The following is a 221-nucleotide window of genomic DNA, read 5'->3' as shown; positions in this document are numbered from 1 at the left end:
AGCGCTTCCCCGGCAACTTTCGTCTGCCATGCGGTTGTGCCGTCGCTGGTGTTCAGCGCATAAACCTGTGCTTTTTCGCTGCCAATATAAACATGGCCGCCGGACACGGTGACTCCGCCAGAAAGCTGAGCAGATGCACGGGAGAACCAGCCGTCTTTCTCACCCAGATTAACAGACCAGACTTCTTTGCCGTCGTCTGCGTTCAGCGCTTTCACCACACC

The 221-nt window shown here is 56.6% G+C and carries 1 protein-coding gene; it reads right to left on the bottom strand.

The features are described 5' to 3' along the window. The coding region (locus FDX22_RS23805) for a PQQ-binding-like beta-propeller repeat protein (RefSeq protein WP_146717883.1) at positions 1-221 on the bottom strand (221 nt) is incomplete at both ends.

Origin of the sequence: Citrobacter sp. TBCS-14 (assembly GCF_005280805.1) — a bacterium.
GTDB classification, from domain to species: Bacteria; Pseudomonadota; Gammaproteobacteria; order Enterobacterales; family Enterobacteriaceae; genus Citrobacter; species Citrobacter gillenii.
The sequence above is the reverse complement of the archived record's forward strand: the minus strand, read 5'-3'. Positions and strand labels throughout refer to the sequence as shown.